Annotated in this window: 20 protein-coding genes; 10 read left to right on the forward strand and 10 right to left on the reverse strand. The window is 50.4% G+C overall.

Annotated features, from left to right (window positions below):
* Window positions 1–17 precede the first annotated feature (17 nt).
* The gene (locus tag DEV76_RS06955; RefSeq protein WP_109696472.1) at window positions 18–1,073 is read right to left on the reverse strand and encodes a ferredoxin--NADP reductase; all 1,056 of its coding nucleotides are present in this window, start codon (window positions 1,071–1,073) and stop codon (window positions 18–20) included.
* Between the two features lie 58 nt (window positions 1,074–1,131).
* The gene (dxs, locus tag DEV76_RS06960) at window positions 1,132–3,060 is read right to left on the reverse strand and encodes a 1-deoxy-D-xylulose-5-phosphate synthase (protein ID WP_109696474.1); all 1,929 of its coding nucleotides are present in this window, start codon (window positions 3,058–3,060) and stop codon (window positions 1,132–1,134) included.
* A 357-nt stretch (window positions 3,061–3,417) separates the two neighbouring features.
* Here dxs and DEV76_RS06965 point away from each other — a divergent pair, with 357 nt between their 5' ends.
* Window positions 3,418–4,452, forward strand: a complete 1,035-nt coding sequence (locus DEV76_RS06965) for a sensor histidine kinase (RefSeq protein ID WP_109696476.1) — start codon at window positions 3,418–3,420, stop codon at window positions 4,450–4,452.
* Between the two features lie 23 nt (window positions 4,453–4,475).
* On the forward strand, window positions 4,476–5,204 hold the full coding sequence (locus tag DEV76_RS06970) for a LytR/AlgR family response regulator transcription factor (RefSeq protein ID WP_109696478.1): 729 nt from the start codon (window positions 4,476–4,478) through the stop codon (window positions 5,202–5,204).
* A 551-nt stretch (window positions 5,205–5,755) separates the two neighbouring features.
* On the opposite strand, the gene DEV76_RS06975 is transcribed toward DEV76_RS06970, so the two are convergent.
* Complete coding sequence (locus DEV76_RS06975; protein ID WP_109696480.1) at window positions 5,756–6,517, reverse strand: geranylgeranylglyceryl/heptaprenylglyceryl phosphate synthase; 762 nt, start codon at window positions 6,515–6,517, stop codon at window positions 5,756–5,758.
* A 270-nt stretch (window positions 6,518–6,787) separates the two neighbouring features.
* On the opposite strand from DEV76_RS06975, the gene DEV76_RS06980 reads away from it, so the two are divergent.
* The gene (locus DEV76_RS06980) at window positions 6,788–10,117 is read left to right on the forward strand and encodes a vitamin B12-dependent ribonucleotide reductase (protein WP_109696482.1); all 3,330 of its coding nucleotides are present in this window, start codon (window positions 6,788–6,790) and stop codon (window positions 10,115–10,117) included.
* Window positions 10,118–11,282: 1,165 nt separating this feature from the next.
* Here the strand turns inward: DEV76_RS06980 and DEV76_RS06990 are convergent.
* Complete coding sequence (locus DEV76_RS06990; protein WP_109696486.1) at window positions 11,283–12,053, reverse strand: Dph6-related ATP pyrophosphatase; 771 nt, start codon at window positions 12,051–12,053, stop codon at window positions 11,283–11,285.
* Window positions 12,054–12,132: 79 nt separating this feature from the next.
* Between DEV76_RS06990 and DEV76_RS06995 the strand changes: the two genes are divergently transcribed.
* From DEV76_RS06995 to DEV76_RS07005, 3 genes are all read left to right on the forward strand, one after another.
* Entirely contained in the window at window positions 12,133–13,479 is a 1,347-nt protein-coding gene (locus DEV76_RS06995) for an alkaline phosphatase D family protein (protein WP_157962757.1), read from the forward strand.
* A 167-nt stretch (window positions 13,480–13,646) separates the two neighbouring features.
* A complete protein-coding gene (locus tag DEV76_RS07000) occupies window positions 13,647–14,144 on the forward strand; it encodes a hypothetical protein (protein ID WP_109696490.1) in 498 nt (165 codons plus the stop codon).
* A gap of 17 nt (window positions 14,145–14,161) precedes the next feature.
* Window positions 14,162–14,662 (forward strand): YcxB family protein, encoded by a 501-nt coding sequence (locus tag DEV76_RS07005; protein WP_109696493.1) that lies wholly within the window; start codon window positions 14,162–14,164, stop codon window positions 14,660–14,662.
* Here the strand turns inward: DEV76_RS07005 and DEV76_RS07010 are convergent, their stop codons facing one another.
* Both DEV76_RS07010 and prs read right to left on the reverse strand, forming a co-directional pair.
* The gene (locus DEV76_RS07010) at window positions 14,663–15,094 is read right to left on the reverse strand and encodes a GNAT family N-acetyltransferase (protein WP_109696495.1); all 432 of its coding nucleotides are present in this window, start codon (window positions 15,092–15,094) and stop codon (window positions 14,663–14,665) included. It lies immediately after the preceding gene.
* Window positions 15,095–15,117: 23 nt separating this feature from the next.
* Complete coding sequence (gene prs / locus DEV76_RS07015; protein ID WP_109696497.1) at window positions 15,118–16,050, reverse strand: ribose-phosphate diphosphokinase; 933 nt, start codon at window positions 16,048–16,050, stop codon at window positions 15,118–15,120.
* 105 nt (window positions 16,051–16,155) lie between these two features.
* Between prs and DEV76_RS07020 the strand changes: the two genes are divergently transcribed.
* On the forward strand, window positions 16,156–16,908 hold the full coding sequence (locus DEV76_RS07020) for a carboxypeptidase-like regulatory domain-containing protein (protein ID WP_109696499.1): 753 nt from the start codon (window positions 16,156–16,158) through the stop codon (window positions 16,906–16,908).
* A 70-nt stretch (window positions 16,909–16,978) separates the two neighbouring features.
* Here the strand turns inward: DEV76_RS07020 and DEV76_RS07025 are convergent, their stop codons facing one another.
* The 3 genes from DEV76_RS07025 to DEV76_RS07035 are packed head-to-tail and all read right to left on the reverse strand — an operon-like array spanning window position 16,979 to window position 22,573.
* Entirely contained in the window at window positions 16,979–18,304 is a 1,326-nt protein-coding gene (locus tag DEV76_RS07025; protein WP_198651965.1) for a TolC family protein, read from the reverse strand.
* 12 nt (window positions 18,305–18,316) lie between these two features.
* The gene (locus DEV76_RS07030) at window positions 18,317–21,448 is read right to left on the reverse strand and encodes an efflux RND transporter permease subunit (protein WP_109696503.1); all 3,132 of its coding nucleotides are present in this window, start codon (window positions 21,446–21,448) and stop codon (window positions 18,317–18,319) included.
* A gap of 48 nt (window positions 21,449–21,496) precedes the next feature.
* On the reverse strand, window positions 21,497–22,573 hold the full coding sequence (locus tag DEV76_RS07035; protein ID WP_109696506.1) for an efflux RND transporter periplasmic adaptor subunit: 1,077 nt from the start codon (window positions 22,571–22,573) through the stop codon (window positions 21,497–21,499).
* A 575-nt stretch (window positions 22,574–23,148) separates the two neighbouring features.
* On the opposite strand from DEV76_RS07035, the gene DEV76_RS07040 reads away from it, so the two are divergent.
* The 3 genes from DEV76_RS07040 to rnc are packed head-to-tail and all read left to right on the forward strand — an operon-like array spanning window position 23,149 to window position 25,395.
* The gene (locus DEV76_RS07040) at window positions 23,149–23,385 is read left to right on the forward strand and encodes an acyl carrier protein (RefSeq protein ID WP_012788038.1); all 237 of its coding nucleotides are present in this window, start codon (window positions 23,149–23,151) and stop codon (window positions 23,383–23,385) included.
* A 23-nt stretch (window positions 23,386–23,408) separates the two neighbouring features.
* Window positions 23,409–24,662, forward strand: coding sequence for a beta-ketoacyl-ACP synthase II (gene fabF, locus DEV76_RS07045; RefSeq protein WP_109696508.1), 1,254 nt, complete (start codon window positions 23,409–23,411; stop codon window positions 24,660–24,662).
* A 55-nt stretch (window positions 24,663–24,717) separates the two neighbouring features.
* Window positions 24,718–25,395 (forward strand): ribonuclease III, encoded by a 678-nt coding sequence (gene rnc / locus DEV76_RS07050; protein WP_232826896.1) that lies wholly within the window; start codon window positions 24,718–24,720, stop codon window positions 25,393–25,395.
* A gap of 13 nt (window positions 25,396–25,408) precedes the next feature.
* On the opposite strand, the gene DEV76_RS07055 is transcribed toward rnc, so the two are convergent.
* The gene (locus DEV76_RS07055) at window positions 25,409–26,011 is read right to left on the reverse strand and encodes a GyrI-like domain-containing protein (protein ID WP_109696510.1); all 603 of its coding nucleotides are present in this window, start codon (window positions 26,009–26,011) and stop codon (window positions 25,409–25,411) included.
* Window positions 26,012–26,050 lie beyond the last annotated feature (39 nt).

Raw genomic sequence — 26,050 nt, forward strand, 5'->3', positions numbered from 1 at the left:
CCATTTTTGAGGGATTGTCACCACTCCAGCGTTACATCGCTGCTTTTGGCGTATCCGGTACAGGTAAGGATCATACCCTTGGAGAGCTCCTTCTCCGTAAGCACTTCGTTGACAGACATCCAGACGTTGCCCTTTGTACAGGTAGCAATGCAGGACCCGCATACACCCCCTTTACAACTGTAAGGAAGGGGAATATTTTGCCGGAGTGCAGCATGCAGGATGGTTTCATTACCGGGTACTTCCATGGTCTGGGAGTTGCCTTCATGCACGAGGTGTACCTGTTTTACGGAAGTATCGTCCGGTACGGAGATGCGTGCAATTTTAGCGTCGGTATTCACCACGAAGTTTTCTTTATGCAGCTGATCTTGCCGGAAGCCCATAAAGGTGAGGGTGAACTGGGCCATGCGCATGTATTCCACCGGGCCACAGATATAGAACAACGCCTCACTGCGGGGATGCCGCAGGTGTTTGGGCGTAATCATTTCCAGGATGATGTTATTCATGCGCCTGAAGCCGGGAGCCGCTTCGATAGGGTCGCTGAAAATCCACAACACGGTAAGCCTGTCGGGGAAGCTTTTTTCCAGATCGAGGATACGGTTGCGGAAGATGGCGCTTTCTTCATTACGGTTGCTGTAAATAAGCGTCACATGCGATGCTTTCTCTTCATACAGGGCTTGCTGCAGAATAGAGAACAGGGGCGTAATACCGCTGCCTGCACCCAGCAGCAGGATGTCGCGGGAGCTGGAAGGGGCACTGTCGAGTACAAAGCGGCCTGATGGCAGGAGAGAGGTGATAACGTCTCCCTCTTGCCAGTTACGGAGGATGTGGCGGGAAATGGCGCCGTTGGTCACCCGTTTTACGGTAACGGCCAGGTGGTCGTCTATCCCCGGTGTGGTACAAAGGGAGTAAGACCGGCGGTATTCGGTGCCGTGAAGGTCGATGAGGAAAGTGAGAAATTGCCCGGCGCGGTATTTCACGGGTTTACCATCCGCGCTTTCGAACCGGTAAGTATACGTGTCCGCAGTTTCGCGGATAATGTGTGTAATGCGTAATGATATGTAGAGGTCGCGCATGGTGTGCTATGCGGCCCCGGTGCCGGGAGGCTTTCCGGGGCGCCTTAAACGGCCTTTATCAGCTGGTTTGAACAGTTATTTTACTTTCGAGCATGGCACGTACGGCCGAAGCGATAGCAGGTGCATCGTATCCGCATTCACGGTGGAGCTCGGTGGGTTTGCCATGTTCCACAAGGCGGTCGGGGATACCGAGGCGTTTCACATCGGCCTTATACTCGTTATCTACCATGAACTCCAGTACCGCGCTTCCGAAGCCACCCTGCAGGGCGCCATCTTCCACAGTGATCACCCGGTCGAACCGCTGGAAGATCTCATGGAGCATTTCGGTATCCAGTGGTTTAACGAAACGCATATCGTAGTGAGCAGGCTGGAGGCCGTCGGTCATGAGCTCTTTCATGGCCTCGGTCACATAGTTACCGGGGTGGCCGAAGGAAAGGATGGCTACATCACGCCCGTCCTGTATTTTTCTGCCGGTGCCGATCTTAATGGGTGCGAAAGGCTTCCGCCAGTCGGGCATTACTCCTTCGCCACGCGGATAGCGGATAACGAAAGGATTCACGGTAGAAGGCAGCTGTGCGGTATACATCAGGTTGCGCAGCTCTTCCTCGTTCATGGGTGCACTTACGATCAGGTTCGGGATGCAACGCATATACGGGATGTCGTATGCTCCGTGATGGGTGTACCCGTCTTCTCCCACAAGACCTGCCCTGTCCAGACAAAACACTACGGGAAGATTCTGGATAGCCACATCGTGGATCACCTGGTCGTATGCCCGTTGCATGAAGGAGGAGTAGATGTTGCAGTATACTTTCATGCCCTGTGTGGCAAGACCGGCGGAGAGCGTAACAGCATGCTGCTCGCAGATGCCTACGTCAATGGCACGGGATGGCATTTTCTCCATCATCCATTTGAGGGAGGAGCCGGAAGGCATGGCAGGTGTGATACCCATAATGGTTTCGTTCTGCTCTGCCAGCTCTATGATGGTATGGCCGAATACGTCCTGATATTTGGGCGGCTGCGGCTTCTCGATAGCTTTCTTGAAGATCTCGCCGGTGATTTTATCGAACAGTCCGGGTGCATGCCATTTGGTCTGGTCGATTTCAGCGAGGGCATAACCTTTCCCTTTCACGGTGCGCACATGCAGCAGCTTGGGCCCGGGGATGTTGCGCAGGTCATGAAGGGTATCTACCAGTTTGGTGATGTTATGCCCGTCTATAGGTCCGAAATAACGGAGGTTAAGGCTTTCGAAGAGGTTACTGGATTTGGTAACCATGCCTTTGACGCTGGCTTCCAGTTTGGATGCCATGTCGCGGGTAAATTTCTTGCCGATGGGCAGCTTGCCCAGGAGGTTCCATACATCATCGCGGAGCTTGTTGTAGGTCTGGGAAGTGGTGATATCGGTCAGGTATTCTTTCAGTGCACCAACGTTAGGGTCGATGGACATGCAGTTGTCGTTCAGGATAACGAGCAGGTTGGCATTGGAAACGCCTGCGTGGTTGAGGGCTTCGAAGGCCATGCCTGCGGTCATGGCGCCATCGCCGATCACGGCAATATGCTGACGGTCGTGTTCGCCTTTATTGGCAGAAGCGATGGCCATACCAAGAGCGGCGCCGATGGAGGTGGAGGAGTGCCCTACGCCAAAGGTGTCGTATTCACTTTCCCCGCGGTTCGGGAACCCGGCGATGCCTTTGTATTTCCTGTTGGTATGGAAAACGCTTTTACGGCCGGTGAGGATCTTATGGCCATAGGCCTGATGGCCTACGTCCCATACCAGCTGGTCGTATGGAGTATTGTAAGCATAGTGCAGGGCAACGGTGAGTTCTACCACGCCAAGGCTGGCGCCGAAATGGCCGCCGTGTACACTCACGGTATCAATGATGAACTGGCGCAACTCATCGCACACCTGGTGCAGCTGCTCCTTGCTCAGTTTCCGCAGATCGGACGGGTATTCGATCTGACTTAATAATTGACCTGCCGTAATTTCCATATCACCTTTTGGGTTTAATGCCCAAAAATACAAGTTCTGCTGCATAATTTGGCCGCGGCCCCGGTTTTTTGATTGCTGAGCCTGAAGGGGTTATCGCATCAATAAGAGTGCAAGAGGTTGAAATTCAGAATTATATGTAAGAATTTGTCATGTTTCAGAAGGATTTCGGATTTACTGAATTCCGGGATATGCCGGCAATTCCGGTATTTTCAGGGGGGAGGAGATCAGCATTTCGGGCATAACCCCATTTAACCGCTAAAACCGCCATTGGTAATATTTGGGTTCGAATGCGCCGGGCAGCATGGTATTTTTGGAAGAAGCGGGTTTTTATCGGAGGACTTTGCTAACTTTTGCAGAATGTTTAAACGCTTGTCAAAATATTGGTGGTGCCAGTTACTCGGTTGGGGAGCGTGTGCCTTTCTGTACTTTTTCTACGCCATTTTCTTTACCAAGCTGGATTGGTGGATGTTGCCATACGTACTGGCCACTGCCGTGCTTGGGATACTTATTACACATGGTTTTCGCGCAGTTATCGTCAGATATAAATGGATCGAGAAGCCGTTTGAGAATGTAGCCATCTACTTCTTTTTCGGTATTGTGGTATGTGCTTCCATAGATTCGTTCATCCTTGCCAGTGTGTGGTGGGGGCTGAATGTGGGGCATCAGGACGGTGATTTCAACAGTAACTGGCTGCTTTCGTTTCTGCAGCAATCCATTTTTATTGCACTCTGGGCGGTGATATATTTCCTCTGGCATTATGTGGAAGAAAGCAGGAATTCGCAGCTGGGCCAGCTGAAGCTGGAGGCCACAGTAAGAACGCTGGAGCTGAAAACGATCAAGAGCCAGCTCAATCCACACTTCATTTTCAATGCTTTAAACAGTATCCGGGCGCTGGTGGATGAAAATCCGCGCCGTGCCCGTACCGCTATTACAGAGCTGAGTAATATCCTCCGGAACTCCATGCAGGCCGATAAGGCCGAAACCGTGAGCCTGGAAAACGAACTGAGTATCGTAAAAGATTATCTTGCATTGGAAAATATCCGGTTCGAAGAGCGGTTGAAGGTGCAATATGACATAGATCCTGAAACGCTTGAGCTTCCGGTGCCCCCGCTGATGTTGCAAACCCTCGTTGAAAATGCCATTAAACATGGTATTTCCCGCGAAATTCACGGCGGTCTCATCCTCATCGGATCCCATGTACACGACATGTATCACGAGATCTCCATCCGCAACACCGGGCAAATCGTCGAGAACCAGCATAACGGCGGAGGATTCGGCCTCGCATCTACCCGCCAGCGCCTGGGCATCCTCTTCGGTAAAAGAGCTTCATTCGACATCAGAAACATCGACCACGCAACGGTAGAAGCAAAAGTGCTGATGCCGCTATTATAAAATCGTCAACCAATTTTGACAGTATGAAAAAAGCTTTGATCATAGACGACGAAAGATTGGCCAGAAGTGAGCTGAAGAAACTCCTGGCCGACCACCCGGAGATCGTGGTGGTGGGAGAAGCGGTAAATGCGAAAGACGGGATGGAGAAAATCGAGTCGCTCCGGCCCGATCTGCTCTTTCTTGACATCCAGATGCCGGATAAGACCGGCTTTGATCTGCTGGCCGAACTGGAAAGAACACCGCAGGTGATCTTTACCACGGCTTACGACGAGTACGCCCTTAAAGCGTTCGAGTATAACGCGCTGGATTACCTCCTCAAGCCCATAGAGCCGAAACGGCTGGCAGATGCCATCCAGAAGCTCCATCAGGCCGATGAGAAAGAACGGATTGCCGCAGCTACCGGTATCCGTAATATACTCGGTGAAAATGACCAGGTGTTTGTGAAAGACGGCGACCGCTGCTGGTTCGTAAAACTACAGGAGATACGCCTTTTCGAAAGCGTGGGTAACTATGCACGTGTATATTTCGAAACAAATAAGCCACTGATTCTCAAATCTTTAAATGCGCTGGAAGAACGGCTTGACGAGCGCGTATTTTTCCGGGCAAACCGCAAGCATATCGTGAACCTGAGAATGATTGAGCGGATAGACACCTATTTCAATGGCGGCCTTCTGCTGGAAATGCGCGGTGGTGAGAAGATAGAAGTAAGCCGCAGGCAGGCGGTGAAATTCAAGGAAATGATGAGCCTCTAAGGCAGGCAGATAATACTGCAACTATATATAAGGGCTGCAGGAAGAACAGAATTTCTTCCTGCAGCCCTTTACTATTTTAAACCTTTGGGAACCGGCTCCGTCTAATTAACTGACAATTGGACGGAGTATTTAAAAGTTAGGGCTGCCCTGGAGAAGGCAGCCCGCTTTTACTTAAATTATGCTTATGAAAAAAGGCCTTACGGCCGTAAAAACCATAGTTATACGAATACCATACCCCAACCGGGACAGATTACTTTACGTACTGAATAAATTCTCTGGATATGCTAGTGCAGGTTCACTAAAAACAAGAGGATGAAAAGTAGATGGCCTACCTGGTGCACTCAATTGTAGCGCACACTTACTCACGTCAACAAGCTCCTCGTATTCTCAGGGCCGTAGAATTCTATAAAATAATTGGTCGGTTGGTTTCGGGGTGCAAGATATTAAACCCTCCGCAAGTTTTCATACAAATCTTGCGGGGATCAATAAAAAATCTGATAGAGGGATAAGTTTAACCTGCTGGAATGTAACTTCAGGTAAGTGGGATGAGGTTAACGGGAAGCGTTCACAGGTGCGCTGTGTACTGCAGCAGCGATTTCCCGGATCAGGGAAGCATCTTTTTCAATGGCATTACCAACAACAATAATGTCGGCACCTGCTTTACAATTCAGATAAGCTTTTTCGGGAGTGCGGATACCACCGCCAACAATTACCGGTACTTCTACCTGGCTGGATACGCGCTGGATCATGCTTTCGGTGATAGGCTTACGGGCACCGCTGCCGGCATCCATGTAAATCACTTTCATGCCCAGCATATCGCCCGCCATGGCAGTACACATTGCGATATCATCCTTATCTGCAGGGATAGGGGTGGCATTGCTGATGTAAGATACCGTAGTGGGAGCGCCTCCGTCTATTACCATGTATCCGGTAGAAATCACTTCCAGCCCGCTCTTTTTAACCGCCGCGGCAGATACCACGTGCTGGCCAATGAGCAGTTCCGGATTGCGGCCCGAGATCATGGAAAGATATAGCAAGGCATCCGCGTAGCGTGATACCTGAGACGGGCTTCCGGGAAACAGAATCACCGGAATGCTGCAGCTCGCCTTGATCTGCTGAACCACATCGTCCAGATGATCAGTAATAACCAAACTGCCGCCGAGGAAGATGTAATCTACCTTTGCTTCCGTGCATTTGCCCGCCAGGTCTGCGATCCCCTCAGGCGTAACCTTGTCCGGATCTATCAGAACTGCGAATGATTTTGTACCCTTTGCTTTTCTCTCGATAAAGGAATTGTATATTTTTCTGTACATTAATAATGCATATTCCGGTTGTCGCAAATGTATACAATTTTTCGTAATAAGGACAGCGTGAAATAAATATGCATGGTATTGATTTTGCAATTGATTCCCCTAAGAATCAGGCAAAATACCAGCCCCCATACGGCCGTTTTTGTTAATGCAGGCTTTTCCACAAACTGTGCAAAACAAAACTCGTTTGTGACCCCTTTTGAAGGTAATTTAGTAATCCCACTCAGAGTCGAAAAACCAGTTTTGTTAAATCCTGCTAAAATTTTCTAGGGCATGAAAAATCAAGTAAAGAAGAACGGCGGTCTGGCGTTTTCCCGGCATTTTACCCGTGAAGGCGTAAGTCCTTTCGATCAGTTCGAGTTTGACCTGCGTACCTCCGTAATCCGGAACCCGGGCGGAGATGTAGTTTTTGAAATGAATAATGTGGAAGTTCCGAAGGGCTGGTCGCAGATCGCTACCGACATTCTGGCCCAGAAATACTTCCGGAAAGCCGGTGTCCCCCAGCCGGATGGTTCCTCCGGAAGGGAAACGTCCGTCCGCCAGGTAGTACACCGTATGGCGAATTGCTGGCGTGCCTGGGGCGAACGCTACGATTACTTCGCCAGCACAACCGATGCGCAGGTATTTTACGAAGAACTGGTGTATTGCATGCTTAACCAGGGCTGTGTGCCCAATTCCCCCCAATGGTTTAATACCGGCCTCCATGAAAGCTACGGCATCAAAGGAAAGCCGCAGGGCCACTACTTCGTGGATCCCAAAACCGAAAAACTACAGAAATCCACCTCAGCATATGAACGCCCTCAGCCTCATGCCTGCTTTATCCTCAGTGTGGACGACGATCTGGTGAACGATGGTGGTATTATGGACCTCTGGGTTCGGGAAGCCCGCATATTCAAATACGGCTCGGGCGTAGGTACCAACTTCTCCCGCGTTCGGGGCGAAAACGAAAAGCTTGGCGGCGGGGGCAGCTCCTCAGGCCTCATGAGCTTCCTTAAAATAGGAGACCGCGCTGCCGGTGCCATCAAATCAGGCGGTACCACCCGCAGGGCTGCTAAAATGGTGTGCCTCGACCTCGACCACCCCGAAATCCTCCAGTTCATCAACTGGAAAGTGGAAGAAGAGAAAAAAGTAGGCGCCCTCATCAGCGCAGGCTATGCCTCCGATTATGAAGGCGAAGCCTACAAAACCGTTTCCGGCCAGAATTCCAATAACTCCGTCCGCATCCCCAACACCTTCTTCCGCGCCCTGGCGGCAGATGGCGACTGGGAACTGACGGCCCGTACTACCGGGAAAGTCATGAAAACAGTGAAGGCCAGCGATTTATGGAATCAGATCGCCTATGCAGCCTGGCGTTGCGCCGACCCCGGCACCCAATACGATACCACAATCAACGAATGGCATACCTGCCCCCAGGGCGGCCGGATCAACGCATCCAACCCCTGCTCGGAATACATGTTCCTCGACAATACCGCCTGTAACCTCGCTTCCGTTAACCTGCGCCGCTTCTTTGATGAAGACAGCAGCCAGTTCGATGTAAAAGGGTTTGAATACACCGTAAGGCTGTGGACCGTTGTACTGGAAGTTTCCGTACTGATGGCGCAGTTCCCTTCCCGCGAAGTGGCAGAGCTGAGCTACCAGTACCGCACGCTGGGGCTGGGATACGCTAACCTCGGCAGTATGCTCATGGTAAGCGGTATTCCCTACGACAGTGAAGAAGCACGCGGCATTGCCGGCGCTATTACGGCGATTATGACCGGTGTTTCCTATAAAACCTCTGCGGAAATGGCCGGCCACCTCGGCGCTTTCCCTAAATACGCCGAAAATAAGGAAGACATGCTCCGCGTGATGCGCAATCACCGCGCTGCGGCGTATGATGCCCAGGAGGCTTACGAAGGAATTGAAATTCGTCCGCAGGGTATTAACGCCCGCTACTGCCCGGATTACCTGCTGAAGGCAGCTACAAAGGCCTGGGATGATGCAGTGCAGCTGGGCGAGCAGTATGGTTACCGCAATGCGCAGGCAACGGTGATCGCTCCTACAGGTACCATCGGTCTCGTAATGGATTGCGATACTACCGGCGTGGAACCCGATTTTGCACTGGTGAAATTTAAAAAGCTCTCCGGTGGCGGTTACTTTAAAATCATCAACCAATCCATCCCCACTGCGCTGAAACACCTTGGTTATAAAGACAATGAGGTGAAAGCCATCGTGGATTACGCAAAAGGTTCAGGCAGCTTTAATGGTGCGCCTTATATCAATGCGCAGTCGCTCAGCGAAAAAGGATTTATCGCAGACGAACTGAAGAAACTCGATACCGCGGTGGTTTCCTCTTTCGATATCGCCTTCGTTTTCAATGTATATACACTCGGGGAAGAATGTCTGCAAAGACTGGGCTTCAAGCCGGAGCAGTACTTCAATATGGAGTTCAGCCTGCTGCATGAGCTGGGCTTTACCGATGAGCAGATCGAAGCTGCCAACGATTTCGTGTGCGGAACCATGACGGTGGAAGGTGCACCTTATTTAAAGGACGCGCATCTCCCCGTATTCGATTGTGCAAATAAATGCGGTAAGAAAGGTGAGCGCTACATCCATCCTCACGGGCATATCCGGATGATGGCGGCTGCACAGCCTTTCATTTCCGGCGCTATTTCCAAAACCATCAACCTGCCCAATGAGGCTGTGGTGGATGAAATTGCGGATTCATATAAACTGAGCTGGGAACTGGGGCTTAAAGCCTGTGCGTTGTACAGAGATGGTTCCAAGCTGAGCCAGCCGCTGAGCAATAAGAGCGATAAAAAGAAGAAAACTGCAGAAGCAGAAGCACCGGCAGAAAACAGTGCGCAGATCATTGATATGAACCAGCTTACGATCGATGAGCTGCTGGAAGAGCTGAACAAGCGGATGACTGCCAGTACCGATACTTCCCTGAAGCGCGCTCTTAGCCGCATCGTGGAACGTAAAACACTGCCAGCCAAGCGCCGCGGGTTTACACAGAAGGCGAAAGTGGGAGGACAGCCCATCTTCGTACGCACAGGAGAATACAATGATGGTACGCTTGGCGAGATCTTTATTGACCTGGCGAAGGAAGGTTCCACTTTGCGCAGCCTCATGAACTGTTTCGCGATAGCAGTGAGTGTGGGCCTGCAGTATGGTGTGCCGCTGGAAGAGTTTGTTGACAAGTTCGTATTTACAAGATTCGAACCTGCGGGCATGGTGGACCATCCTAATATCAGATCCGCTACTTCGCTGATCGATTATATTTTCCGTGTATTGGGATATGAATATCTCGGCCGTACAGATCTGGTGCACATCCTGGAAGCGCCCGGCAATACCGGGGAAGATGAGTGGGATGAAACGCCTGCGCCTGCGGTAAAGCCAGCTTTATCCAACGTTAGGATTGTAGGCGGTAAAGCAGAAGTACCCGGTCAGAAAGCTGTAAAACCGCAATCAGTGAATGCTGCAGGAGGGGAAAGCGGCACGCAGGAATACATGCGTACCATGCAGAGTGATGCGCCTGCGTGCAACACCTGCGGGCATATAACTGTTCGCTCCGGCACATGCTACAAATGCCTGAATTGCGGAAATAGCATGGGTTGTAGCTGATTTATTTATGATCATTTAACAAGTATGCGATGTTCAGAGAAATGGAGATGATTGACGAAAACAGCCATGGTGCAGTGTTTGAGAAGTAAAAAGAATGTGGATGCTTTGTTAATTATTTGTTATTCACCTCTTAAAATTTCAAATAAAGTTAACATCGATATACCTTTGTATACAAATAGGGTTTTCATAGGATAGTAACAAATTGAGGGCGCTTTTCTAAGTGCCCTTTTTCTTTTCAAACCCTTGAAGGCGGCGGTTTTCAAAACTGCCTGATATTTCTCTCTTCTTTCCGTTTTTTCATACTTTTTTACTGCGTTCATTGCATTTTTTGTGATAGAAAATGCGCGCACCTATATTTTATCCGTTCAGTTTACATTCAACTTCCCATCATATCGTTTCGGTTGAAACTTTGCTGCACTATTGCAGCAGTCATATGAAACTACTAACCGGTTTAATCCCTTTAACATCAAAAAAATAAAGTCCGTCTCTGGGAATGAGATGGTTGCGCTTGATAATTTGAAGCGTTTGCAGATTACCCCGTAAATACTACTCCCTCACTTTACATATGTAAGTTTTTACCTGATGAACTGAATACAGGGATTTTAGCGGGAAGCATACCCGCTCATTAACAATTGCGGAACGGCAGCAAAACCGTTTTTGTCCAGCCGTTGAAAATTTCTTGAATTTTCTTTAAAAAACGGGGTCTCAATTTCAAATTATTCATTTTTTAGCCGCTTTATTGCTCAAATCGAATATTAAAAAGAAACCGATTGTAGTTATTTAATTTATTTTATATTTGTTAAAGTATTAATTTTTTATATGGTTACTGTCCTATGAAAAACCAAATATTCCTACACCGCGAGAATCTTCTTGCACAGTAAATGACTCTCGAAAGCAATGGATTTTTCCATTGCTTTTGTTTTTTTAGCCGGTTGAGAACCGGTAAGTAATCAGAAAACAGGGGAAATTAGCCGGATAAAGAAGGCTTAAAGCAGGTTTAAAGAAGGGTTAAAGTATACTTAATGTATATAAACAGGGCCCAAACCCAATACTGTAAAGGATAAGTAGCCAAATATGTACTATATAGTACCATTACAGCACTGTTACAGTATGTATTCCTTAAGTTTTCAGTTAATAAGCGTGAAGCGGGGATTACCCCCGGTCATTAATTGCAGGGATGCAGCTCCCGGAAGTGAAAACGGGTATCCCAGGTTTGGGTATCGTCCTTAAAGCAGTCCTTTTTAAAGCAATCATCTCCTTCCTCCTCATCCTTATAGCAATTTGTTCCCTGGTTACCGGCAGGCGTATAGGTGCGCGTTGTTACTTCCCCGGGCGTGAATCTTACAGGAGAACTGAATATGGGGCCATCGTATACGAAACTGTGGAACTCCCCGTTTTCGCCGCAGGGGTCTACCCCGGCGGGGAGATCAGCCAGGAAGGAAGCATCCAGCTCCCGGCCGGCAAATGACGCGGGTAAGTAGCGGTCGTTCACACAAACGATTATAGCCTTAAAGCCTGCAGCAATAAAATCCCTCACCAGTTCGGCACTATCCCGCTTCCAGAGCGGGAAAATGCCTTCCATCCCCACTTTGGCCAGCTGGGTTTCCCGGTAAGCCCGCAGATCTTCAAGGAAAATATCCCCGAAAACGGCCTTGTCGATCCCATCGGCCCTGTAAGCTTCCAGGGCTTCGGTCATAATGCGGTTATAATCTTCCATGGAAGCGTTCTCCGGAAGGTATGCCTTTCGCAAAGGGAGGCCCGTGAGGCGCGCCTGCTCGTCCAGCAGTACTTCCTGCACACCGTGCATTGAAACCCGGCGAAAGGCCTCACTAAGGGTCGTAAAAAGCCCGCGTACATTTACGCCGCCCTGCTGTTGCAATTGCCAGAGGGCAAAAGATGCGTCTTTCCCCCCGCTCCAGTTGAGATATGCTTCCATGTTAACGTAAAATTATTCATTTTCCGGCGCATATGCTGGTTGCAGCCGTTATATTTGAATGCCTAAACCAGGATATCCCATGCGTACCATCCCCTGTATTATCCTCGCTATCCTTCTTTCCTTTTCCGCTGCCACCGCCCAAAAGAATGAACTTGTATCCGGCCCCATGACCGGTGCAGTTGAATTGCGCGATGCCATCATCTGGGCAGCAGTATCCCCGTCCGTGAAGCAGGCTGCCATACGCTACTGGCCGGAGGGGAAACCCGGCAATGCTAAAATGGTGGTATATACCGGTAAGCTGGGTGAATTATACAATCCGCTGAAAATCAATCTTGTCAATCTCGATCCGGGTACAGTGTATAACTATGAGGTACTGCTCAATAAGGTTTCCGTAAAGAAATCTGCTTTCAAAACGAAAACCCTCTGGCAATACCGCATGCCCGCTCCGGATTTTACTTTCCTCACCGGATCCTGTGCATATTTCAATGAAGAAGGGTTCGACCGGCCGGGTAAACCCTATGGGAAGGATTCTTCCATCTTCCTCACCATGGCGGAAGAAAAGGCGGATTTTATGCTTTGGCTGGGCGATAACTGGTACACCCGGGAAGTGGATTACAGTTCTGCCTCCGGACTGTTATATCGCGCCCATCGCGACCGCTCGTTGCCCGTATTGCAACCCTTACTGTCTGCCATGCCGCATTACGCCATCTGGGACGATCACGATTTTGGACCCAACGATGCCAGCAAGGCCTACATTTTCAGGGAAGAAAGCCGCGAGGTATTCCGGAATTTCTGGCCCAATCCCACCTTCGGGCAGGAAGGCAAAGGCATTTATACCCAGTTCAGCTTCAGCGATGTAGACTTCTTTTTGCTCGATGGCCGCTATTTTTCCAGCGGCTCGAGGATGCCGGATAGTATTGGGGGGAAGCCCAATGCAGAAAAGAAGATGTATGGCGATGCACAAATGGAATGGCTCCGCAACGCACTGTTGCAAAGCAATGCCCGCTTTAAAGTGATTGCCACTGGCAGCCAGGCGCTGAATACCTACTCCCGTTGGGATAGTTTTCATCACTTCCCGGTTGAATATCATTCATTTATGGATTGGCTCAATGAGGTAAACATCCCCGGCATCGTGTTCCTGACCGGAGACAGGCATCATTCTGAAGTGATCCGGCTGAACCGGAAAGACAATTACCCCCTGTATGACATTACCAATTCACCGCTATCCTCGGGTGAGGCGGCTCCCTCGGGAGCGGAAGTAAACAGTACGATCCGGGTACCGGGAACGCTGGTGGTAACGCAGAACTATAGCAGAATCAGGGTGTTAGGTCCGCAGAACGACAGGAAGATGCAGGTGGAGTTTGTGGACAGGGGCGGGCAGGTGCTGGGTAAATTCGAGGTTTCGGCAAAAGATCTTAAAAAATAATATGCAAAGGCTGCAACTTTTCCAGTGGCGGGTCGTCTTTTTGATACAGGCCCCGGGTCGTTGATGGCACCACAAGTGCTGTTGGTACCTTAAAAGTACGGTTTCGTCAAAAGGGGTTTTATTATAAGAGTTATTTTGTATTTTTAGGTCATTAAACTATTACCCTTATGAAAAAGCTGTTGTTTTTGTTGGCATTGGTAACGGCTGCTTCCACTGCAGCGTCTGCCCACAACGGCGATAAGACTACGAATAACGGCGACAAGACCGATAAAGGGGACAAGGGAACTACCACCGTCACCAAAGCCAGGGCTACTAACCGGCTCGAGGAAATTCTGTGGACGGTACCGCAATCCAAAGTGGAAAAAGTGGATGAAGCGGATATGCAGAAAGCCATGGTAGATCTTTACAAATGGTATTTACAGAACGAAACCCGCATACAAAACGATCCTTCCATGAAGCTGGAAGCAAAGGATCAGATTGTGGCACCTTTTAAGGTTGACCCGAAAGTTTTGCAACAATACATGCAATTCATCAAGAAAAACTTCCCCGGTCTTAATGAAGACGACCTGAGCGACAAGCGCACGGCATCCAAAACCCGCAAAACCGCGCCTGTATCCACTTGCGACGATCTCGACGCACCAATGCCATTGACAGCTTCGAAATAATTTCGTAAGTTCGTTTAATGCATTTGCTCCAGTTTACGTACAAAAAGGAAGAAGTCATTAATGCATTACGGTTCCATTTCCTGCGCAGGGGCGAAATCAGGGTTTTTCGCAATACCCTGATCATTTTGCTATTGGCCACCGTGATTGGCTACGTATTCCGTGTGGTGAATTTTAATGCCATGCTGGGCATTGTAGTGATGATGGTTATCCTGGGCTGGGCCTTCTGGTACCTGCTGCCCGTTTCCACTTACAACAAAGCCGCCACTTTCCGGGACAGTATCCGTTTGCGTTATAACGACGAAGGCATGGCTATTTATACCGGCCAGGGCGAACGCAGTATGTCGTGGCGCAACTTCAGCCAGATCGTGGAAACACAGTCTTTCTTCTTTCTCTACCGCGATAAACGCACTTTCTTTCTCATCCCTACCAGTGCATTCGAAAACGACGAAGCCCGTTCCCAATTCAGCGAGCTCATGCAGCGTACGTTTTCTGACTACAGGCGTAAGTTAAACCGCTGATCATAGTTTTACGAACATCTCTACATGATCGATTCCCACTTCGGTGAACATTTCCCCTCGTACGGAATAGCCGTTTTTTTCATAGAACGGCCGTGCTGCTTCCCGGGCATGCATCATTAATTCGGAAAATCCCTCCTTCCGCGCCTGCTCTTCCGCAAAGCGCAGCACTTTACTGCCGGTGCCTTTCCCCTGCTGATCATCATCCACGGCCATCTGCCGCAGTTGTACCGTAGTATCGCTTACCGGGGTGAGGATGCAACAGCCTGTTATGCGGTTGTTGTCGAAACAGCCAATGAGTATATCGTTGACCTCCTGCTGCAGGTACGCTGCTGAGAACGTGAGCCCCAGCGGGCGGCGGAGCATCTTATCGCGCAGGGCTACCATATCGTGATAGTCGCAGCTGCCATATTCTATGAGGCGGATGTCGGGCATGCAATAAAGGTTAGTGGTTTGGATTAAACAGGCAAACTGTCGAAATAATCGAAAATCACCGGCGCTATGGATCTTACTTCCAGTAACGGATCGTTGATTTCCAGTGCATTGGGGTGCGTATCTGTACAAATGAGCTTTTCTACCAAACCACAGTCGCGGATACGGCCGAAGCCATTACCGGCGAAAATACCGTGGGTAGTAATAACCCCGATAGCGGAGGCACCGGCCTGTTTATACGCCTCGGCGGCATTGATGAGCGAGCCGCCGGTACGGATCATATCGTCGTATATAATCACCAGCGTGTCCTGCACATTGGCGCTGATGGCGGTAACATGTGTTTCTTCGCCCGACAGTCTTTTCTTGAAAACAAAGGCTGCCTGCACGTTTAAGTCATTTGCCAGTGATTCTACCCATTTGGCCCGGCCGGAGTCTGTGCTGGCCAGTACAAACGGCCTGCCTGCGGCTATATCCAGCGCTGCCTGCTGCACGATGGCTTTGCCATACAGGTGTACGGGGCGCACATTGTTCTCAAAATAATAGGAAATACCATCTACATGCAGGTCTATCAGGATAACCCGGATGCCCATGGATGTGGCGGGTAGTGCGGAAAGCAAAGTGGCCCGGGTTTTGGCTTTCACTATTTCCCCGTACTGCACGGCTCTTTCTATGGTGGAATAGCCATAGTAGGGAATAACGAGGTTCACACACAGGGCGCCGTACTGGATGCAGCCGTTGGCGATATCGAACAGCTCGAGGGTTTCCTTATCATCGATAGTGCCCCCGATGAGCACTACCTCTTTCCCGGTAACGGTAGAGGTTATACGATGGTAGTGCTCTCCGTCAGGGAAATCGCGGATGGAAAGGAGCCCCGGCTCCCAGGTATCCGGTGCTATGGCAAGGAGGCGCTCCTTCAGATATTGGTACCTTTGTGTGGAAAAGATGATTTTACGGGCCATGGCTTGAATTTCAGGAGTTTCCCGAAATTATGCCAAAAGCGTCAGGCTTATCAATTATTTTTAACGTTTCATTTGGCCCCGGAACGTTAAATTTGAGAGCATAGTATGAAGCAATTTCTGTTAAGATACGCTGTGGCGGCAGGTGTATTGTGCCTGGTAGGACTGCAGGACGCAACGGCTCAGGCGGTTCGGCTCATGGGTATGATTACCGATGCGGATACGCGTACAGGCCTCCCGGCAGTGAGCGTCTGGAACAAACGCAACGGTATGGGCACTGTTTCCAACGAATCAGGCCGGTATTATATTGAAGCCCTCCCGGGCGATACCATTGAGTTTTCCAGCCTCAGCTACGTACGCACCGCTTACGTGGCTCCCGGTATTTCCGCCACCCGCAATGTGGAAATGAAACGCCACATCATGGGCCTGCAGGGTATCAGTATCCGCGGGCGCATCTATAAGCAGGATTCGCTTTCTATCCGGGAAGAATATGAGAAGTATTTCGGCTATAAACGGCCCGGCGCCATGGATGTGCTGAAAACACTACCGTCGAACCCCATTACCGCACTCACTTATCTTGTTCCCAGCCGTGCCCGCAAGCGCAAGGAGAAATTCGGTGAACAGCTGAAATACTGGGAAGAAGAAAAGCATATCGATTACCGTTACAATCCCGACCTGGTAGCCAAAGTAACCAAACTGGAAAGCCCTGAGCTGGACTCATTCATGCTGGCATACCGGCCGCCTTACAACTTCCTCCTCAACGCTACCGAATACGATCTGCTGCTGTTCATCAAGCAGTCGTTCGAAAGGTACCAGAGGCAGAAAGGCGTACTTCGAAGAGATACATCGGAACAGCAATAACATATTACCTTCATAAAAGAAGCCCGTCCTGGTTTTACCGGAACGGGCTTTTTCTTTATCCGAAAGGATATTATTTCAGGAGAGCACCTTTCAGGCGCATCAGTTCTGTTTCTGCTACTTTGGTATTATAGCGTGCCTGTATAAGGCGGTAAGCGGCCAGTTCAAGGCTTTGCTGTGCTTCTTTTACTTCCAGCGTAGTAGAAACTCCCTGCCGGAAGCGCTCCAGCGCCACCATGGTATTTTCACGGGCGAGGTCTACACTTTCCTGCTCCAGTTCCAGCGACATCTTATAATATTCATAATCCCTGAAAGCATTGCGGAGCTGCAGGTTTACGAGCGATGCCTGATTGTCGAGCGCCAGTTGCTGGTATTCAATATCGAGCTTCGCGGCTTTCACCTGGCGGTGTACGTTAAGGCCGTTGAAGATGGGCACCGTGGCAGAGAATCCGTAGTTAAGGCCCCGGTTCTGGTTGAAGATGGGGCTAAACTGGTTGATGGCGGCGCTCGCGCGTGACTGGCTGAAATTATATGCGGAGTTGAAAGCAATCACCGGGTAAAAATCACCTTTTCTTTCCTTTAGCGTTATGCGGGAAATCTCCAGGTTCTGACGGGAGATCTGCATCAGCGGATTGGTTTGCTGGATGTTTTCGAGGATCTGTCCGTAAGAGAGCTGCGTATTCAGCGGGATGGAGTCGAGCACATCGTAGTTTACGTTTTCGTCTGCAATGGCCAGCAGCTGGTTGAGTGATGCTTTGCTTTGCTCAATCACGGTTTGCTGCCGGAGCCAGTTGGCACGCTGGGCGTTGTAGTCCACTTTTGCCTGCAGCCAGTCGGTTTTAGGTGCAAGCCCTGTCTGGAACTTAGCGTCGGAGAGCTTTACCCGCTCGTCGGAAATAGACATCTGTTCGGCGAGGGCACGCAGTTGTTGCTTTTGCTGGGAGATGTTGTAATAGCTGTTGATAATATTAGCTACTGTATTTTCCACCTGGTTACGCACGTTCATTTCACCGAGGATCTCGATGGCCTGTACACGCTGGCGGGTGGCAAACATTTTAAGACCGTCGAACAGCGTCCAGTTAAGATTCACGGCAGCCTGCATCTGGCGGTTCTTAATGCCGGAAGTATCCCGCTTGGAGCCGTTGCCGAATTCCTGTTTGGTAGCGGTATTGGTCCAGGTTTTTGAGGCCGTTCCATTGATGCGTGGCGCAAAGGCGAAATTGGCGTAGGCATTATCGTTGGCAGCCACATCCGCATCGTTGCGTGCCATGCGGATGTCGTAGTTGTTTTTCAGCCCCAGGTCTATTGCCTGTTCCAGCGTAAGCACCTGCTGTGCGCGGGCGCCGGTAGTTAAGGCAAGGATCCAGGAGGCGGAGCATAATATCAGTTTCAGTTTCATTGTTAGCATGTTTTAGGCGTGCGCGGCGGAAGCAGCTTCTTCTGGCACTTTCGATTCGGTTACCGCGTCTTCAAATTCCGTGTTCTTCTTCCTGCGGCTCAGGTAAGTGTACACAGCGGGGATCACGTACAGCGTGAGTACAAGGGAGAACATAATACCTCCCACGATCACGATACCAAGCGGTATACGGCTGGTAGATGCCGCACCAAGGCTCATTGCAATAGGTAATGCACCCAGGGCCATGGCCAGTGATGTCATGAGGATCGGGCGGAGGCGCATCACGGCACCTTCAATAGCCGCTTCTGCTTTCTCCTTGCCTGCATCGCGCATGTGGTTGGCAAACTCCACAATAAGGATACCGTTTTTCGTCACAAGCCCTATCAGCATAATTACCCCGATCTGGGAGAAGATGTTCCATGTCTGATCGAACAGCTTCAGCGACAGGAATGCACCTGCAAACGCCATGGGTACTGTGAGCATGATAATCAACGGGTCTACCCAGCTTTCGAACTGCGCCGCGAGTACGAGGTAAATGAGTATCAGGGCCAGTAACAGTGCGAACATGGTGTTGGAGCCGGATTCCGCATAGTCGCGCGAGGAACCGCTCAGTGCAGTATCGAACGAATTATCGATCACTCCTTCTTTTTCCAGCCTGGTATATATCTCACCCATGGCGTCGATACCGTCACCAATAGTTTTACCCGGGGCAAGCCCTGCGGATATGGTGGCCGATTTCATACGGTTATAGTGGTAGATAACGGGCGGACTGGTTTCTTCCTGGATGGTCACCAGGTTGTCGAGCTGAATGGCTTCGCCACGGGAGTTGCGGACGTAGATGCTCTGCAGGTCTACAGGGTCGTCGCGGTCTTCCCGGAACACCTGCCCCATTACCTGGTATTGTTTACCGTTGCGGATGAAATATCCGAAGCGGCGGTTGGAAAGCGCCAGTTGCAGCGTGGAGGAAATATCTTCCACGGAAACGCCCAGTTCGCTTGCTTTCGCGCGATTGATATGGATACGCAGCTCCGGCTTGTTGAATTTAAGATCAATATCCACCCCCTGGAAAACGGGGTGTGCGCTGGCTTCTTCCACGAAGCGCGGCACAACGGCGGAGAGCTTTTCGAAGTTTACGTTCTGTAATACGAATGCTACGGGTAAACCACCGCGGCGGCCTACCTGAATAGTTTGCTGCTCGATGGCGAACACCTTGCCCTGGGGGAACCGGTACATGTTACGGTTCACCATGTTCACGATATCTTTCTGTGAGCGGAGGCGCTCATTGGGTTCGGGAAGCGTTACGAATGAGAAGGCAGTGTTTACTGAACCCGCCCCGGAGAAGCCGGGGGCTGTCACGGAAAGGATCACTTTCTTTTCCGGGATGGAATCTTTCATAAAATCTACCAGGTCTGTCACGTATTTATCCATCGCATCATAAGCGGTACCTTCCGGTGTGTTGATGGAAAGGCGGAAAGTGCTGCGGTCTTCCACCGGTGCCAGCTCAGACTGGATGTTGGTGAACAGTACGTAAATCATACCGATACATGCGGCAATGATTACCCACGCAAACCAGCGTACCTGCACAAATGATGCGAGTGTGTTCTTGTAGCTCCTTTCCATCCACTGGAAGAAAGGCTCTGTTTTTTCGTAGAACCAGGAATGCTTATGTGTTTTGCGGGCGAGTTTCACGTTGAGCACCGGGGTGAGGGTGAGCGAAACGAATGCGGAAATAAGTACCGCACCTGCCACTACGATCCCGAATTCCCGGAACAGGCTTCCTACGAAGCCCTGCAGGAAGATGATGGGAAGGAATACGAATGCGAGCGTTACCGATGTGGCGATTACCGCAAAGAAGATCTCTTCCGATCCTTCCTTGGCGGCACGCATACGCGGCAGCCCTGCTTCTATCTTTTTATAAATGTTTTCCGTTACCACGATACCATCGTCCACCACAAGCCCCGTAGCCAGTACGATAGCCAGCAGCGTAAGGATGTTGATGGTGAAGCCGCAGATATACATGATGAAGAATGCACCGATGAGCGACACCGGGATGTCCACGATGGGGCGGAGGGCCATGAGCCAGTCGCGGAAGAAGAGGTAAACGATGAGGATTACCAGTACCAGTGCGATGATGAGTGTTTCCTGAACTTCGTGGATACTCTTCTTGATGAACGCGGTATTGTCCATCGCGATGTTGAGCGTATAGTCATCCGGAACTTCTTCCTTCAGCTGTTCGTATCTTTTATAAAACTCTTCTGAGATAGCTACGTAGTTGGAGCCGGGTTGCGGGATGAGGGCGAGGGCTATCTGCGGGATGCCCGTTTCTTTCAGCTGTGTTTCTTCGTTCTCCGGCCCGAGTACTGCCTGCCCTACGTCGCGAAGCCTGATTTCCGCACCATTTACGTTTTTGATGATCAGTTCATTGAATTCATCTTCCGTATCGAGCCTGCCGAAGGTACGCACGGTGAGTTCCGTAGCGTTACCGGCAATCTTCCCGGAAGGCAGCTCAACGTTCTCGCGCTGGAGGGCCAGCTGTACGTCGCCGGGGGTGAGGGAGTATGCGGAAAGGCGGGCAGGGTCCATCCAGATACGCATGGCGTATTTCTTTTCACCCCATACCTGAATGGCAGAAACACCGGGTATGGTTTGCAGCCGTTCGAGCAGTACGTTGTTGGCGTACTCGGTAATTTCGAGCTGGTTGCGGGTGTTGGACTGCACGGTCATGGAAATGATAGCGTCCGAGTTGGCATCTGCTTTAGATACAACGGGCGGTGCTTCGAGGTCGTTTGGCAGGTTGCGCTGTGCCTGAGACACTTTGTCGCGCACATCATTTGCCGCAGCTTCGAGGTCTTCACTCAGTTCAAACTCCACGGTGATGTTACTGGAGCCCTGAGAGCTGAGAGAGGAAATATTTTTGATACCGGCCACGCCATTGATGGCTTTTTCGAGGGGCTCGGTGATCTGTGTTTCGATGATATCGGAGTTGGCGCCGGGGTACGACGTACGGACGTTTACAACCGGAGGGTCGATGGCGGGGAAGTCGCGCACCCCGAGGAAGGTGAACCCTACTACGCCGAAGATCACGATGATGATGTTCATCACGATGGCGAGTACGGGCCTTTTAAGTGATATGGAGGGTAAGCTCATGAGTTTCTTTGTTAAGTTCTGGGAACCGCTGTTATGATGGGCAGCGCACTATTGCACCTTATTATATTTAAAGGGCATTCCGGGTTTGAGCTGGAGGATGCCGGTGGTAATAACGGTGTCGCCGATCTCTAAGCCACTGGTAATCTGCACATTGCTTTCATTCCTGATGCCTGTTTCCACGATCACGAATTTGGCTTTCCCGCTGTCTGCCACGATCACCTGCTTAAAGCGGGTACCGGGGATTACTGCCTGGGAGGGTATCATGATGGCGTTCGGATTATCCTTCAGCTGAATGGAGGTGCGGGCGAAAGAGCCGGGGAACAGGGTGCCGGAGGGGTTGGGCACTACGGCACGGATCTTTACACTGCGGGTGGCCAGATCGATTTTAGGATCGATGGCGTAGATGGAACCGCGGTAGCGGGTGGTATCGCCGGTTACAGAAAAGTAAACAGGCTCACCCTTGCGGATGGCATTGCGGTATTTTTCCGGAGCGGCAAAATCGATCTTGAGGGGATCGAGCTGCTGCAGGGTGGTCATAATAGTGGTGGGGCCCACAATAGCACCTTCGGATACGTTGCGGAGACCGATGGTTCCGCTGAAGGGGGCACGGATCTCCGTTTTCTGGAGCTGGGCACGGTTATATTCAATGTCGGCGCCATAGGCAGCCACCTGGTTGGTGGTAACATCCACATCCTGCCGGCTGATACCGTTGATTTTAAGGAGAGACTCCTGGCGGGCGAGGGTGGTACGGGCAAGTTCGCGCTGAAGCTCCAGTTTGCGGAGGGTAGCGAGGATGTCGCCATCATAAATCTTAATAAGGAGGGTGCCTTTGGCAACTTTGGCGCCTTCTTTAAAATGTATCTGTGTGATTCTGCCGGTGATCTCAGGTTTGAGTTCCACTTCTTCATTGCTCTGGAGTGTTCCGGAAGCTTCGATGATTTCGTCGAGTTTAACAGGTTTAACGACATAGGCATCTGCCTGAATGGGACGTGCTGCTGGTCTTGCCCCGCCAGCGGCAGGGCCTCCGGCTTTAGGTTCGGATTTGGCGGTCAGCTTATAAATAAAGAAGCCGGCTACAGCCAGTACGAGGAACAGGATAACGATTCGTAAGGTCTTATTTCGCATGTTTCAGTCTATATAAAGTTTATTTGCCGCTGATCGGGTCCAGGGTTTGCAACGTGGGCTCTACCCCGCAAGATAATGGATTTAGGAGCCGGACAAATGTAATAATTGGACGTCAAGCCGTTCCTGTTCCGGTTTTAAATATGGTTAAGTGGCAGAAACTGCGGTTGAATGGTCAACTTGTATGTCGTAACAGCTAAAATTGTTGCGGCTGTTAACCGGGAGGGCGGGTGATGGAGGGGGCGGGGTAGATGGAGACGGGATATAAAAAAATGTATATACCAGTAGTTGCATAAGTGGAGAGAAGGGAGTGTAAGAGAGGGGTTGCGGGATGGTGAAAGTGGGGTAGTGAGGGGGTATAAAACGGGATAAAAAGGGGGTTGGAAGGATGAAGATGCAGTGTAATATGTTTGCAGGCGTGTATGCGGTGCAAGCGGGAAGCCGCTACTGCAGGGCGTTTGAGAAGGTAGTGTTGTTAAGGCTTTGGAAAATCTGGGTTAAAATTCCCCTGAATCCTTGGCAATTGAATAAAAATTATATTTTTGCAGTCAAGTTTTAAACCAAAAACACTTAAAATTATGTCAGACATTGCATCAAGAGTTAAAAAGATCATTATTGACAAATTAGGCGTTGACGAAGCCGAGGTAACTCCTGAAGCCTCCTTTACCAACGACCTGGGCGCTGACTCTTTGGATACGGTAGAACTGATCATGGAATTCGAAAAAGAATTCAACATCTCCATTCCTGACGAACAAGCAGAAACAATCACCACTGTTGGCCAGGCAGTAGCTTACCTGGAAGAACACGTTAAATAATCCAACAAATCAGAACTGTTTTAATGCAACCAAGACGAGTAGTCGTTACAGGTTTAGGCGCGCTGACACCGCTCGGCAATTCCGTAGATGCTTTCTGGCAGGGATTGGCGACCGGTGTATCGGGCGCTGATTATATCAAGCAGTTTGATGCTTCCAAATTCAAGACCCGTTTTGCCTGTGAGCTGAAGAACTTCGATCCCGTGGATTTCATGGATAAGAAGGATGCACGCAAAATGGACCCGTTCACGCAAACCGCAGTCATAGCAGCCGATCAGGCAGTGGCGGACGCGAAAATCGACCGCAACTCCGTGGATGTTGACAGGGTTGGCGTGATCTGGGGTACGGGCGTTGGCGGGATGATCAATTTCACGAACGAATTAAAGGAATTCCATTCCGGGGACGGAACACCACGTTTCAGCCCTTTCCTGATCACCCGTTTGATTCTTGATATTGCCGCAGGGCATATATCTATGCGTCATGGTTTCAGAGGCCCTAACTTTTCGGTGGTATCTGCATGTGCATCTGCCACCAATGCGCTGATAGAAGCCATGTACACCATCCGCTACGGAAAGGCGGACGTAATCATTTCCGGTGGGTCGGAGAACATCATCAATGAGCCCTGTGTTGGCGGATTTAACGCCATGAAGGCGCTCAGTGAGCGGAACGACGATCCAAAAACGGCCTCCAGGCCATTTGACCTGGACCGCGATGGTTTTGTAATGGGCGAAGGCGCCGGCGCTTTGGTGCTGGAAAGCTACGAACATGCCATGGCCCGCGGTGCAAAAATCTATGTTGAGCTCGCCGGCGGCGGTGCCTCTGCAGATGCCCATCACATCACCGCTCCCCACCCCGAAGGGCTCGGAGCCACCAATGTGATGAACCAGGCTCTTAAAGACGCTAACCTCCTGCCTGAAGACATCGATTACATCAATGTTCACGGAACCTCTACTCCGCTGGGCGACATTGCGGAAGTAAAGGCCATTCAGCAGGTATTTGGAGAAGCTGCTTACAAACTCAATATCAGCTCCACCAAATCCATGACCGGGCACCTCCTTGGAGCAGCCGGAGCCGTGGAATCCATCACTATCATCAAGAGTATTCTTGAAGGGCTCGTACCTCCCACGATCAACCATTTCACTGACGACCCCCAGCTGGATGCCAATCTGAATTTCACTTTTAACGTTGCACAAAAAAGAGAAGTGAGAGCTGCCCTTAGCAATACCTTCGGGTTTGGCGGGCATAACGCCTCCGTTATTTTCAAAAAATTTGTTCCTTGATTGTGTGAAACTAATTCCAGGATTCCTATATAAACTTTTATACGGGAAAAAGCGATTGTACAAAGACCTCTACAACCTGCTCGGGTTTCACCCGGGCAACCTGGCACTGTATGAAGTCGCTTTGAGCCACCGTTCCAGCAAGGAGAAATTCCTTGAGAGCAATGAGCGCCTGGAATACCTCGGCGATGCCATCCTCGGTGCCATCATCGGAGACTACCTCTTTAAAAAATACCCCTACAAAACAGAAGGTTACCTTACCGAAATGAGGTCCAAAATCGTTAACCGCCAACAGCTCAACGATATCGCCATCAAAATGGGCCTCCGCAAACTAACCATCTACGACAAATACAACTCCTTCCTCAAAATCTCCCAGATATTCGGCAATACCCTCGAAGCTCTTGTAGGAGCAGTTTACCTCGACCGCGGCTATAATCAAACCAAACAGTTCGTTCACAAACGCATCCTCGTTCCTTACATCGATCTCGAAGCACTCGAAATCGTAGAAATGAACCACAAGAACAAACTGTACGGATGGGCCAATAAAAACGGTAAATCCCTCGAGTTTGAGCTTATTGAAGAACAGATGGATAACGGCCGCCGCATCTTTACCGTAGGTGCCATGCTCGACGGAGAACTCATCTGCACCGGTAAAGCTTTCAATAAAAAAGATGCCAGCCAGATCGCAGCTTCTCAGGCCATCGAACTGCTGGGCATCGGGGGCGACGAAAAATAACCTCCCTGCTTTCTCACCCCGCCTTTACATTCAGACGAAGGATCGTTTTCAACTTATCTACCGGAGTTTTCCCGGGATCATTCAGATAAATTTCATGATGTACACCATTCACCTCCAGGTGATGCTGCCGTATATACTGGTGTAACCGGCTTACCGATGCCTCCTCTTCGTAATAAGAACCTGTATGCAGGATCTGAACGGCCAATGCCGGCGGGATGGCTTCAAATCTCAGGGCATCGAGGTAAGGGAGGCGCTTATTACCAGCCAGAGCTGCCGCCTGCCGGCAATCCCCCCGGGAAACGAAAGCAGGCATCTGAAGCGCCAGCTTCCAGTTCCACTCGGCCGTGGCTACACAGGGCAAAGGATCGCCACTGTTGGCCCACCAATAGCCTTCCAGAGCAGGCATACGGAAATCGTTACCCTGCAGCTTGCAGATCTTACGGATGTTAAATGCAGTAGCCCATAAAGCCTTGATCTTGGCGCGGAACTCCCCGGCATACGGATCACCGGTACCTTCCACCGTTAAAAATTGTCCGGGGGCAATGGTCACCAGCTCTGGTGCTGGCCGTGCCCGGTAATATTGCTTCTGTATTTTGGCTAAATCAGTTTTCTGCATAACGAAGGTTTATGCAAAGGAAACCGGTGGGTATGACAA

This window comes from Chitinophaga deserti (genome assembly GCF_003149455.1).
GTDB classification, from domain to species: domain Bacteria; phylum Bacteroidota; class Bacteroidia; order Chitinophagales; family Chitinophagaceae; genus Chitinophaga; species Chitinophaga deserti.

Excerpts from the sequence above, each read along its gene's own strand:
- DEV76_RS06955 (WP_109696472.1), bottom strand. The coding sequence starts at position 1,073 with ATGCGCGACCTCTACATATCATTACGCATTACACACATTATCCGCGAA.
- dxs (WP_109696474.1), bottom strand. The coding sequence starts at position 3,060 with ATGGAAATTACGGCAGGTCAATTATTAAGTCAGATCGAATACCCGTCC.
- DEV76_RS06965 (WP_109696476.1), top strand. The coding sequence starts at position 3,418 with ATGTTTAAACGCTTGTCAAAATATTGGTGGTGCCAGTTACTCGGTTGG.
- DEV76_RS06970 (WP_109696478.1), top strand. The coding sequence starts at position 4,476 with ATGAAAAAAGCTTTGATCATAGACGACGAAAGATTGGCCAGAAGTGAG.
- DEV76_RS06975 (WP_109696480.1), bottom strand. The coding sequence starts at position 6,517 with ATGTACAGAAAAATATACAATTCCTTTATCGAGAGAAAAGCAAAGGGT.
- DEV76_RS06980 (WP_109696482.1), top strand. The coding sequence starts at position 6,788 with ATGAAAAATCAAGTAAAGAAGAACGGCGGTCTGGCGTTTTCCCGGCAT.
- DEV76_RS06990 (WP_109696486.1), bottom strand. The coding sequence starts at position 12,053 with ATGGAAGCATATCTCAACTGGAGCGGGGGGAAAGACGCATCTTTTGCC.
- DEV76_RS06995 (WP_157962757.1), top strand. The coding sequence starts at position 12,133 with ATGCGTACCATCCCCTGTATTATCCTCGCTATCCTTCTTTCCTTTTCC.
- DEV76_RS07000 (WP_109696490.1), top strand. The coding sequence starts at position 13,647 with ATGAAAAAGCTGTTGTTTTTGTTGGCATTGGTAACGGCTGCTTCCACT.
- DEV76_RS07005 (WP_109696493.1), top strand. The coding sequence starts at position 14,162 with ATGCATTTGCTCCAGTTTACGTACAAAAAGGAAGAAGTCATTAATGCA.
- DEV76_RS07010 (WP_109696495.1), bottom strand. The coding sequence starts at position 15,094 with ATGCCCGACATCCGCCTCATAGAATATGGCAGCTGCGACTATCACGAT.
- prs (WP_109696497.1), bottom strand. The coding sequence starts at position 16,050 with ATGGCCCGTAAAATCATCTTTTCCACACAAAGGTACCAATATCTGAAG.
- DEV76_RS07020 (WP_109696499.1), top strand. The coding sequence starts at position 16,156 with ATGAAGCAATTTCTGTTAAGATACGCTGTGGCGGCAGGTGTATTGTGC.
- DEV76_RS07025 (WP_198651965.1), bottom strand. The coding sequence starts at position 18,304 with ATGAAACTGAAACTGATATTATGCTCCGCCTCCTGGATCCTTGCCTTA.
- DEV76_RS07030 (WP_109696503.1), bottom strand. The coding sequence starts at position 21,448 with ATGAGCTTACCCTCCATATCACTTAAAAGGCCCGTACTCGCCATCGTG.
- DEV76_RS07035 (WP_109696506.1), bottom strand. The coding sequence starts at position 22,573 with ATGCGAAATAAGACCTTACGAATCGTTATCCTGTTCCTCGTACTGGCT.
- DEV76_RS07040 (WP_012788038.1), top strand. The coding sequence starts at position 23,149 with ATGTCAGACATTGCATCAAGAGTTAAAAAGATCATTATTGACAAATTA.
- fabF (WP_109696508.1), top strand. The coding sequence starts at position 23,409 with ATGCAACCAAGACGAGTAGTCGTTACAGGTTTAGGCGCGCTGACACCG.
- DEV76_RS07055 (WP_109696510.1), bottom strand. The coding sequence starts at position 26,011 with ATGCAGAAAACTGATTTAGCCAAAATACAGAAGCAATATTACCGGGCA.